The 9,524-nt window shown below is 31.9% G+C and carries 14 protein-coding genes; 9 read left to right on the plus strand and 5 right to left on the minus strand.

What is annotated here, in order from left to right:
• Window positions 1–121: 121 nt before the first annotated feature.
• Window positions 122–511, minus strand: a complete 390-nt coding sequence (locus ACTXGU_RS21975) for a tautomerase family protein (protein ID WP_443483651.1) — start codon at window positions 509–511, stop codon at window positions 122–124.
• A 254-nt stretch (window positions 512–765) separates the two neighbouring features.
• On the opposite strand from ACTXGU_RS21975, the gene ACTXGU_RS21980 reads away from it, so the two are divergent.
• The 3 genes from ACTXGU_RS21980 (at window position 766) to ACTXGU_RS21990 (ending at window position 3,665) form a co-directional block, all read left to right on the plus strand.
• Window positions 766–1,797 carry a fatty acid desaturase gene (locus ACTXGU_RS21980; protein ID WP_443483652.1) on the plus strand — a complete coding sequence of 344 codons (1,032 nt, stop codon included), beginning with the start codon at window positions 766–768 and terminating at the stop codon, window positions 1,795–1,797.
• A gap of 135 nt (window positions 1,798–1,932) precedes the next feature.
• Window positions 1,933–3,069, plus strand: a complete 1,137-nt coding sequence (locus ACTXGU_RS21985) for a sensor histidine kinase (RefSeq protein ID WP_443483653.1) — start codon at window positions 1,933–1,935, stop codon at window positions 3,067–3,069.
• On the plus strand, window positions 3,066–3,665 hold the full coding sequence (locus tag ACTXGU_RS21990) for a response regulator (protein WP_443483654.1): 600 nt from the start codon (window positions 3,066–3,068) through the stop codon (window positions 3,663–3,665). Before ACTXGU_RS21985 ends, ACTXGU_RS21990 begins: the two co-directional genes overlap by 4 nt.
• 156 nt (window positions 3,666–3,821) lie before the next feature.
• Here the strand turns inward: ACTXGU_RS21990 and ACTXGU_RS21995 are convergent, their stop codons facing one another.
• Window positions 3,822–4,436: a DedA family protein gene (locus ACTXGU_RS21995; RefSeq protein WP_443483655.1), complete on the minus strand. Its 615-nt coding sequence runs from the start codon at window positions 4,434–4,436 to the stop codon at window positions 3,822–3,824.
• A gap of 240 nt (window positions 4,437–4,676) precedes the next feature.
• Between ACTXGU_RS21995 and ACTXGU_RS22000 the strand changes: the two genes are divergently transcribed.
• Window positions 4,677–5,273: a restriction endonuclease gene (locus ACTXGU_RS22000; RefSeq protein ID WP_443483656.1), complete on the plus strand. Its 597-nt coding sequence runs from the start codon at window positions 4,677–4,679 to the stop codon at window positions 5,271–5,273.
• Between the two features lie 111 nt (window positions 5,274–5,384).
• Here ACTXGU_RS22000 and ACTXGU_RS22005 read toward each other — a convergent pair whose 3' ends face one another.
• From ACTXGU_RS22005 to ACTXGU_RS22015, 3 genes are all read right to left on the minus strand, one after another.
• A complete protein-coding gene (locus ACTXGU_RS22005; protein WP_443483657.1) occupies window positions 5,385–5,525 on the minus strand; it encodes a hypothetical protein in 141 nt (46 codons plus the stop codon).
• A gap of 308 nt (window positions 5,526–5,833) precedes the next feature.
• Complete coding sequence (locus ACTXGU_RS22010; protein WP_443483658.1) at window positions 5,834–6,184, minus strand: hypothetical protein; 351 nt, start codon at window positions 6,182–6,184, stop codon at window positions 5,834–5,836.
• Between the two features lie 51 nt (window positions 6,185–6,235).
• On the minus strand, window positions 6,236–6,748 hold the full coding sequence (locus tag ACTXGU_RS22015) for a GNAT family N-acetyltransferase (protein WP_443483659.1): 513 nt from the start codon (window positions 6,746–6,748) through the stop codon (window positions 6,236–6,238).
• 108 nt (window positions 6,749–6,856) lie between these two features.
• Here ACTXGU_RS22015 and ACTXGU_RS22020 point away from each other — a divergent pair, with 108 nt between their 5' ends.
• From ACTXGU_RS22020 to ACTXGU_RS22040, 5 genes are all read left to right on the plus strand, one after another.
• Window positions 6,857–7,264, plus strand: a complete 408-nt coding sequence (locus tag ACTXGU_RS22020) for a hypothetical protein (protein ID WP_443483660.1) — start codon at window positions 6,857–6,859, stop codon at window positions 7,262–7,264.
• Between the two features lie 126 nt (window positions 7,265–7,390).
• Window positions 7,391–7,864, plus strand: a complete 474-nt coding sequence (locus ACTXGU_RS22025; RefSeq protein ID WP_443483661.1) for a hypothetical protein — start codon at window positions 7,391–7,393, stop codon at window positions 7,862–7,864.
• Window positions 7,865–7,959: 95 nt separating this feature from the next.
• Entirely contained in the window at window positions 7,960–8,301 is a 342-nt protein-coding gene (locus tag ACTXGU_RS22030) for a hypothetical protein (RefSeq protein ID WP_443483662.1), read from the plus strand.
• 180 nt (window positions 8,302–8,481) lie between these two features.
• Complete coding sequence (locus ACTXGU_RS22035) at window positions 8,482–8,796, plus strand: hypothetical protein (protein ID WP_443483663.1); 315 nt, start codon at window positions 8,482–8,484, stop codon at window positions 8,794–8,796.
• Between the two features lie 286 nt (window positions 8,797–9,082).
• Entirely contained in the window at window positions 9,083–9,367 is a 285-nt protein-coding gene (locus ACTXGU_RS22040) for a hypothetical protein (RefSeq protein ID WP_443483664.1), read from the plus strand.
• Window positions 9,368–9,524: the final 157 nt, after the last annotated feature.

Below are 9,524 nucleotides of genomic sequence, written 5' to 3' on the forward strand. Positions count from 1 at the left end.
TCTATACGAAAAGAGCCTAAGAAAAAAATGTAGTCTGCACTTATATAATTGTGTTTATGAAAAGTGCAGACTACATTCAAATGAAATGTACTTTTGAATCAATATAAAAATTTTTCTAATATTATATATTCACTTCATAATTTAATTTTAATTCGTCTCCGGATAATCCTCTAATTCCCCAATTATGTTTTGGTGTCTCAAAAATGGTAATTTCAATATCCTTAGGAGATATATGAAACTCACTGCTTATCCGGTCAAAAAGCAGATGTATCAATTGTTTTTTAGCTTGGACTGTTCGACCTTCAAATACGCTGATTTCAATAATAGTATATGCTTCCGTTCTGTCAATTTCCAAACAAAAATTGTCTTTGTCCATTGGGAAAAAACGCTGGACTTTCTTATCTAATGGGTACTTAAATGCTTCTACAATACAAGAGTGAATGACATTTGATAGTTTCTCCTTAATTGAATTTAATCGGTCTTTAAAACCATAAATTTTAATTTGAGCCATTACAACGGATCGCACCTTTCTTTTTTTGATAATGTGTACATTGTTAATTCTGAACTTATAATTAATGGGTTAAAAGGAATAATATTCAAAAAAACCGAAAAACTTGTTGGGGATCTCAAGTATGCTATGAAAATTAAACCTTAATAGATTCCCACATGACATTTGTCATATAGTGTACATGACATGTATGTCTGCAAAAAAAGCATCCCTTTTTTTAAAATAGAGACAATGATGAAAAAAGGGGAATATATAATATGAATATCCAAAATCTTAAGCATTTGCGTAAAGCGATTGCTCCTTATGAAAAGTCAACAACAAAAAATAGCATATGGCAAATTGTAAATACTATTTTACCATTTTTTCTGCTATGGTTTCTTGCTTATAAAAGCTTATCCATTTCTTATTTATTAACTTTTACACTTACTATTTTTGCAGCAGGTTTTCTGACGCGAATTTTTATCATATTTCATGACTGCTGTCACTTCTCGTTTTTCAAAAACCGCCGTGCCAATAAAATATTAGGGATGATAACTGGTATTCTTACAATGTTTCCATATAATAAATGGCAGCACAGTCATTCCATTCATCACGCAACAAGCAGCAATTTAGATAAGCGTGGAGTGGGAGATTTATGGATGATGACCGTAGAGGAGTATTTACAGGCTTCTTTAATTACTAAACTAAAATATCGTTTATATCGTAATCCTTTTATTATGTTTATATTGGGACCTATTTACGAATTTTTAATCATGAACCGCTTTAATAGAAAAGATGCTCGCTGGAAAGAACGTGCTAATACGTATTTTACGAATATCGCCATCGTTTTACTTGTTGTAATGCTCGTCACTACGCTAGGATGGGAACCTTTTTTACTTGTTCAATTACCGATTTTCTTAATCTCCGGAAGTATTGGTGTTTGGTTATTTTATGTGCAGCATACATTTGAAGATACTTATTTTGAAGAAGATAAAGATTGGGATTATGTAAAAGCAGCTGTGGAAGGCAGTTCCTTTTATAAGCTTCCAAAATGGATGCAATGGCTAACTGGCAATATTGGCTACCACCATGTTCATCATTTAAGTCCAAGAGTACCGAATTATTTGTTAGAAGAAGTTCATAAGAATACAGCACCATTGCAAAATGTTCCAACAGTAACATTAACAACAAGCTTGCGTTCATTAAAATTCCATTTATGGGATGAAGGTAAGAAACAATTCATTCCATTCTCTGATTTAAAACAGATTCATCAATCTCTGACGAAGGTTTCTACTAAACCCGAAGTTTAAATAGAATATAAATAAACAAATAGTGATCCGTTTAGGCAAGTTTAATTATTTTTCATACTTGCCTTTTAAAGCATTGCTGTTTGTTTATGTTATGATGAATAATAAGAAATATATTTTAAAATTAATGAGGTAATTATGATTAAAAAACTGAAAGTGTTGCAAAAAAGTACAGGGATTTCCCCGTATATTTGGACACTTCTTACCATACTGCCCTTTTATTTCATTTTTCACGCTTCTTCCACATTGGATGTTATCATAGGCATTATTTTAACTACGATGTTCTTTTTATTTTATCGACTAGCATATACAGCAAAAAGCTGGACTATTTACATATGGACACCGTTGTTAATATCCATTTCTGTCACAGCGACTTATCTATATAGCTACGTCTATTTTGCCTTTTTCTTATCTTATTTTATCGGCAATATAAAGAAAAAGATCCCTTTTTTGATTTTATATATTGTCCATTTAGTGTTAATGTCTGTTGCGATAAATTTAAAAATAATCATGCATGATGAATTATTATATAATCAGCTGCCTTTTGTGTTGATTATTTGGTTTGGTGTCATTCTCCTGCCTTTAACGATTTATAATCGTAAAGAAAGAGGACAATTAGAGGAGAAGCTGGAAGATGCAAATAAACGGATTTCCGAACTCGGGAAATTACAAGAACGACAGCGGATTGCTCGTGATTTGCATGATACTTTAGGACAAAAACTTTCTCTAATCGGACTAAAAGCAGATTTAGCGAAAAAATTGATTAATAAAGATCCTGAAAAAGCCCGTTCTGAATTAAAGGATGTTCAACAAACGGCTCGAACAGCCTTGAATGAAGTAAGAAAAATGGTTTCGCAAATGAGAGGAATTAAATTAAAAGAGGAAATGCTGCTTGTTAAACAAATTCTCCAAGCAGCAGAAATACAGTTTAATTATGATGAAGAGTTTCAGCTTACAAAAGTGTCTTCCATCGCTGAAAATATATTGAGTATGTGTTTAAAAGAAGGGGTAACCAATATAGTAAAACATAGTGGTGCCACTACTTGCACAGTAAAAGTTGAAGAAACATCTACTGAGATACTATTACTCATACAGGATAATGGATTATCTGTTGTAACAGAGAAAGATTTTTCCAAAGGCCATGGCTTAATAGGAATGCGTGAACGTTTAGAATTTGTAAATGGAAGCTTAGAACTAGTTTCATCAAAAGGCACCCTTTTAAAAATAAAAGTTCCAAAGGATGTAAAGCAAATAGAAAAGGAGGAGTTCGTATGATTACCATTGTAATAGCAGAGGATCAGCGCATGCTTTTAGGCGCTTTAGGTTCATTGCTTGACCTTGAAGAGGATATGAAGGTTATAGGTAAAGCAAACAATGGAGCAGAAGCAATCGAACTCGTCAAAAAACTCCAACCGGATATATGTATCATGGATATTGAAATGCCAGGAAAAACAGGACTCGACGCTGCTGAGGAGTTGAAAACGGAACAAAGTAAAGTGATTATTTTAACAACATTTGCCCGTTCTGGCTATTTTCAGCGTGCATTAAAAGCAGGTGTAAGCGGCTATTTATTAAAGGATAGTCCAAGTGAAGAATTAGCAAGCAGCATTCGCAGTGTGATGAGTGGTAAACGGATTTATGCTCCAGAGTTGATTGATGATGTTTATAAGGAAGAAAACCCACTTACAGATCGGGAAAAAGAGGTGCTTATTCTTGTTGCAGATGGAAAAAATACAAAAGAGATCGCTGACGAGCTTTCTATCAAAACAGGTACGGTGCGCAATTATATAAGCATGATTTTAGAGAAATTAGAAGTGAAAAATCGAATTGAAGCGATATCGAGGTTTAAAGAGAAGGGATGGTTTAAATAACCGTCCCTTTAGGTGGTGATAACTGGTAGTTTTTCAAAGTTATAGATCATAAATTCCTAATATCCATAAATTAGTTAAATGTAAAAGTCCTAATTTAAAACAAAACTTGCATGTGATTTATACAATTTTTGTAATATATCTTGTTTCCTTACTTCATTATTTAGCTTTAAGCAGTCTTTTTCGAATAAATAGTATAATAATAACGATTATAGCGACAGCGATGATAGCATAAACAAAATTAGAATATACATCCATATATTGCACGATATTCTCCCATGAACCGCCAACCATTACGCCGATTTTTATTAAAATAAAATTCCAAATAAGTGTTCCTAGAGTTGTTAATAATAAAAAGATGCCGAAATTCATTCGTGCCATTCCTGCAGGCAAAGAAATTAAACTTCGAATTAATGGAATGAATCTGCAAAAAAAGACGGTCCAGTTTCCAAATTTAGCAAACCAATCATTCGCTTTATATATATCTTCTGTTGAAAGCCTTAATATATGTCCCCATCTATTAATAATCTTTTCCATTCTATTCATGTCGAGCAGCGTCCCAACCCAATATAAAATAACAGCACCAACAACGGAACCAATAGTTGAAACAACGACCACCCCAAAAACAGTGAGACTAGTATAAGTCGTCATAAATCCACCAAATGTTAAAATAACTTCAGATGGAATTGGAGGAAAGAGGTTTTCTAACATGATAAGCAAAAAAATGCCGAAGTACCCAAATTCCTCCATAGTATTTGTAATCCAATTTTCCATTCAACACACTCCTAACGATACATACGAATACTACTTTGTAAAACATTTAATATGCCTACCTACTGATACTAATACAAATTGAACAATATGTGAAATATTTTCCTTTGCGAAAAGGCAAGATTTGATATGAAAATTTACTCCCATCACGGGAATTGCAATGATTTGTAAAGAGAATTATAATTTTGGAAAAATAGTATATGAAGCATAAAATGGTTCATCCTTATAAATAGAGGTGAAAAAATGTTTTATATTGAGTTGATTGCAGCCATATTAATCGTTAGTGCGTTTATACATTATTTTTTAACAAAAAGGCACGATAATTATAAACTTTCATTAATAACTAGTCAAATTGATGCGAGTGAAGAAATCAAAAAGACGTTGGCAATGGGGGTATATTTAAGGTTTAAAAAAGAAGAAGAACAGGCAAAAAAATTTTCTATTAACTATATTAAAGAAAGTCCGATTGAGTTTGAATTGTTTGCAGCGAGTATTTTAGAGAAAACAAAAGGTGGATCTACTTGGGTATCGCCTGCTTCTGGCGATTTTGGAGTAGACTTTGAACATACCGTAAACGGTGAATTATTTTTAGGTCAAGTAAAGTGTTGTCAAGGGGATTTATCGTTTGAACCTATTGCGCTTATTCATTCTAATATAATCAAACGAAATGCAAAGGGTGGTTATGTAATAACAACGGGTTCTTTTACAAGTTCAGCCAAAGAATATGCCAAAGAATTAAACATCGAATTAATTGATGGGGTCCGTTTAGTAGAACTTTGGATAACTAGTCTTTCCAATGCAGAACAAGAAATCAAAAAAATGACACCAGAATATACATGAAAGTAGAAAAAGCAAGCCAATAAAGAAAAAATTGGCTTGCTTTTTCCTTTTGCATCTTCAAAAAATTTATAGAAAAATAATTGATTTCCATGTAAATTGGAAAATGGTGATTTAATTAATCATCTTCACAATAGAACGAATAATAAAACGTACGAATAAGTATAGAGGTTCGAGAAAGTCGAAACCAATGTCAATTAGTTCCCATTTTTGTTCTCGTGCTTTATCTTTTTTCTTTTTAGGTTTGAATCTCATATTCTAACCTCCCGCTTACTTTGAAAACGTTTTATAGATCATTCCTACTACGGAAACAATCGCAAAAAATAACCAAACAAAATGCAACGAAATTTTTTTCGATAATTTTCTAAAGAAAAAGAAAAGTATAAGAAAGAGTACAATCACTAAATATAAAGAGATTATTACGTAATTCATTTTTTGCTCCTTCTATAGTATTACGAAATGGAAAAGATTATTTGTGGTAATAATCATTATCTATATCTGTTTTTAGAAATCATGATGCATGATAAAGATTATTATTTTTCCTCCCTCCAGCTTAGCAACTATTACATGGTTTTAACGCGTTTGTTTCGAAAATCGGAAACTTTAGATAAGTGGTGAACTTGAGTGGAAATCACTTTAGCAGGAAGTCTCTCTCTAAGTGTTGGGAAAACCTGTCCTACATAATCATCTACACTTTTTCTATAATAGTTTTCAGCCATATGAATATGAAAGGAACAAGTAACTCGTACAAAATAATCCCCAGAATCTTCAAATGGTTCGGAAATAGATAAAACTTCAAATTTATCATCAAAGTTATTTTTTAATTTATTTATTTTAGTTGTGGTTAGTTTTTTATAGTTAGATGCATTCTTTATTTTATGATTAAAATAAACGATGCCAATTGCTAATATCATCGAATCCCCCTGCATGATTGTGCTAATCTTTGCTTAATAAAAACTAATGGTTTATTTTTCCACTGGGTTTTCGGGTCCTTTAAGATCTAATTGGTAAAATGCAAGATCCAGCCATTTTCCGAATTTATATCCTGCTCTTTTGATTGTTCCAGCATGATAAAAACCTAACTTCTCATGTACGATAATACTTTTTTCATTTTCCGCATCGATTCCAGCAACTAATGTTGCATAGGCTTGCTTCTCGGCAAGGTTTATTAGCGCTTTTAATAACATCGTGCCGATTCCTTTTTTACGTGCATCATTATGTACATAGACGGAATGTTCGATCGTGTATTTATAGGCAGGAAAAGCTCTAAATGGTCCAAAAGTAGCAAAACCAATGACTTTATTGTCTTCTTCAAATACGATAATCGGATAACCTCCATCGATTTTTTGCTGATACCATGCTTTTCGATCTTCAATGGAATGTGGGGTATAATCATAAATTGCTGTCGTGTTGATAATCGCATCATTATATATCTCTAGAATATCAGGTAAATCATTTTCTTTAATAGTTCTGATCATTTCTATCACTCTCTTTACACAATATTATTTATTAGTATACCATTTATTTTAAAAGAACTGATGATTTAAAGCGTAGGATTAAAATTGATTAATTGAGTGGGGATAAATATGTTTAGAAAATGGAGTAATATAGACTTTACCGACTTTAATGGACAAAAGGTTGTTGAAGTAAAGTCTGAAGTCGGTCTTAAATTAGGCGTTTTGTTTGAAAAAGGGATATTAATCATTGAATGCCCTTGGCGATTGCTGAGTTCTAATCAAATTGCAGTTGGGTATTCTGATTGTATTAAATCGTCTAGTACACTATCGTATAAAACGCTCGAAAAACACATAAAAGGAAAGAAAATAATCAGTATCCAACACTATGAGAACATTTCGGATTTAGTTGTAGAGTTTGAAAATAATATAATTTTAGAGTTGTTTCACGATAGCAGTTATTACGAAGGCTGGCAATTAAAAGGAGCCAATGAGTTTCTTTTGGTTTCATTACCAGGAGGAGCTTATGCGGAATTCTGATTATAACCTTACTGCTACCCCTTGTTCAACTGCATATCAAACTCATTAAGACCTTTTTTAAATATATTCGCACTTAAAAAGGACAACAGCATAAAGTGATTATAAAAAACTAGAAAAGGTGATTTAATGGAGAAGAATATAAGCAAGGGATGTTTAAAAGGCAATAATTTAGAAGGATTCCTAAAAATTATTGATCCTTTCAGTCTATTGAGATTTTCAATATCAATAGACTGGACTATTAATGATAAAAAAACAAACAATGATAAAGCTGAAAATCCTCTTAATAAACAACCAAGTTTTGATAAAATTCAAAAAGATGTACGTAAGGAATCTCCTCTGCCAATAGCACTTAATATAAAAGAAATTACTGCTGGAAATAGTCAACCCCTCAATGAAAAAACAACGCTTAAACCCTCCTTATTCAGTCAAGAGGTTACTGAAGGTCATAATCAACTAAAAGAGGAAAAAGAACCTAAAGAAAGTTATGAACAACAATCCTTTGAAAGGATAGGAAGAATATCAAATCACCATTTCGAAGTGACAAGTAATAATGGACAATCCATTATCGAAAAAAGCGGAAATAACTTTGTAAAACTTTAATTTTAAAATATGCTTATGACGCAGAGCAACCACACTATACAAAATGATCCCCTCTTAATATGATGTAGTATCAAAAGAGAAAGGGGGGAAAACATATGACTGATAAAAGTTTAATTAGCTTAGAAGATCTTGCTCTTATTATTGCAAAACACATCTTCAAACTAGAAAATGAAAACAAAAACAAAAACGAAAATGAAAACGAAGCTGAACAAAAAAACAAAAACGAAAACGAAACCGAACTAAAAAACAAAAACGAAAATGAAAACGAAGCCGAACTAAAAAACAAGAACAAAGCTAAGAGTGAATCCGAATCAGAAGTTGAAAGTGATGTAGAAGGCGAAAATAAAACGCACGTTCATGTTTATAATGGTAACTCTTATGTTAAGGACAGTGGTAACGCTAAAGTTTTTGCAAAAGCTAAAGTAGAAGAAGAATAACTATTAAGAAGAGCTGGTTTAATAAGAGAGTATTATGCAATCTTATTGGACTAGCTTTTCTCTCCGCTTCCTTTTTTTTGCAAGTATTAAAATACAATTCCTTTTTTTAGTGATAAAGACTATACTCATTAGATTTATTTTACATAGAGTAATTAATGTAAAAAAAGGAAGGAGTATCTTATGGATCCTAAAAATCAAAATTTACAAGACATAGTTGATAAAATGGTGCAAGAGTCACTTAAGAAACATTTTGAGAAGTATTTGCATACTGACATTAAAAACGAAAATGGAAACGCAAGTATCAAGCATAGTGGAAACGGTATAGTTTATGTAGATAATACCGGTATCGCATACGCGTTTATGCTCTTTTATCAGTACTTTATGAAAGACCAATTAGGTGAGAAAGATTTCAATGATCTATTGGATAAGTTAGATAAAATTATTAATGATAACCGAAATGCATTTGTGGATGTTATGAAAGACTTTAAGGAATAACGGTTAGAAGGCAACTGATAGTGAGATCCAGACAAGTAAAGGGGGGAAACAGTATTGCGGTTGGAATTCAAATTCCACGGACGCAAACGTTCATCCCCTGATAATATGTTATATGAATGCTAGGAACTGTCTTTTTTGATGGACATATGTCCATCGATGGTGCCTGACAACAACTGCTGTTGTAGAGTATTCCAATAAAAATTAAATATATTATCACTTTTAAGTGTCTATTCCCTGCTTACATAAGGTATAATAGTATTTAGACACACTATAAGGAGAACCAATAATGAAAATTAAAGCTAAGATTAAAGGTGTTAAGTATAAACCCGAGTACACACATCCAAGGTACAAAGTTAAACTAGAAACACCTGAAGGTAAAGTATTAATTATTGAGTTCGATTATACTCTAACTTCAAGAATGAGTGGCTATATGCCTTTAGAAGTTAGTTACGATGGTAAAGATATGGGAGCAAGGCTTTCTTGGTATTCAGATAAAGTAGAGAATATGACAATAAATGAATTTTTGGGAATACTAGCTATGAAAATTAATAAAAAGTATAATGTTAGTTAATGAAGTAAGGCTCTCGTTGAGGGAGTTTTTTTGTGCTTTGAATTAATATTGAATGGAAATATTGACAAGAATTTAGCAATCAAAGATACATAAGAAAATAAATCTAAAACAATAAATTCATTAACGAAAACAGTTATAGAGTTATCTCTATAACTGT

The sequence above is a fragment of the Niallia sp. 01092 genome (genome assembly GCF_052318935.1).
Taxonomy (GTDB): domain Bacteria; phylum Bacillota; class Bacilli; order Bacillales; family Cytobacillaceae; genus Niallia.

What these genes read in the sequence shown, in the direction of transcription:
- ACTXGU_RS21975 (WP_443483651.1), bottom strand. Translation starts at nt 511, where the DNA reads ATGGCTCAAATTAAAATTTATGGTTTTAAAGACCGATTAAATTCAATT.
- ACTXGU_RS21980 (WP_443483652.1), top strand. Translation starts at nt 766, where the DNA reads ATGAATATCCAAAATCTTAAGCATTTGCGTAAAGCGATTGCTCCTTAT.
- ACTXGU_RS21985 (WP_443483653.1), top strand. Translation starts at nt 1,933, where the DNA reads ATGATTAAAAAACTGAAAGTGTTGCAAAAAAGTACAGGGATTTCCCCG.
- ACTXGU_RS21990 (WP_443483654.1), top strand. Translation starts at nt 3,066, where the DNA reads ATGATTACCATTGTAATAGCAGAGGATCAGCGCATGCTTTTAGGCGCT.
- ACTXGU_RS21995 (WP_443483655.1), bottom strand. Translation starts at nt 4,436, where the DNA reads ATGGAAAATTGGATTACAAATACTATGGAGGAATTTGGGTACTTCGGC.
- ACTXGU_RS22000 (WP_443483656.1), top strand. Translation starts at nt 4,677, where the DNA reads ATGTTTTATATTGAGTTGATTGCAGCCATATTAATCGTTAGTGCGTTT.
- ACTXGU_RS22005 (WP_443483657.1), bottom strand. Translation starts at nt 5,525, where the DNA reads ATGAGATTCAAACCTAAAAAGAAAAAAGATAAAGCACGAGAACAAAAA.
- ACTXGU_RS22010 (WP_443483658.1), bottom strand. Translation starts at nt 6,184, where the DNA reads ATGATATTAGCAATTGGCATCGTTTATTTTAATCATAAAATAAAGAAT.
- ACTXGU_RS22015 (WP_443483659.1), bottom strand. Translation starts at nt 6,748, where the DNA reads ATGATCAGAACTATTAAAGAAAATGATTTACCTGATATTCTAGAGATA.
- ACTXGU_RS22020 (WP_443483660.1), top strand. Translation starts at nt 6,857, where the DNA reads ATGTTTAGAAAATGGAGTAATATAGACTTTACCGACTTTAATGGACAA.
- ACTXGU_RS22025 (WP_443483661.1), top strand. Translation starts at nt 7,391, where the DNA reads ATGGAGAAGAATATAAGCAAGGGATGTTTAAAAGGCAATAATTTAGAA.
- ACTXGU_RS22030 (WP_443483662.1), top strand. Translation starts at nt 7,960, where the DNA reads ATGACTGATAAAAGTTTAATTAGCTTAGAAGATCTTGCTCTTATTATT.
- ACTXGU_RS22035 (WP_443483663.1), top strand. Translation starts at nt 8,482, where the DNA reads ATGGATCCTAAAAATCAAAATTTACAAGACATAGTTGATAAAATGGTG.
- ACTXGU_RS22040 (WP_443483664.1), top strand. Translation starts at nt 9,083, where the DNA reads ATGAAAATTAAAGCTAAGATTAAAGGTGTTAAGTATAAACCCGAGTAC.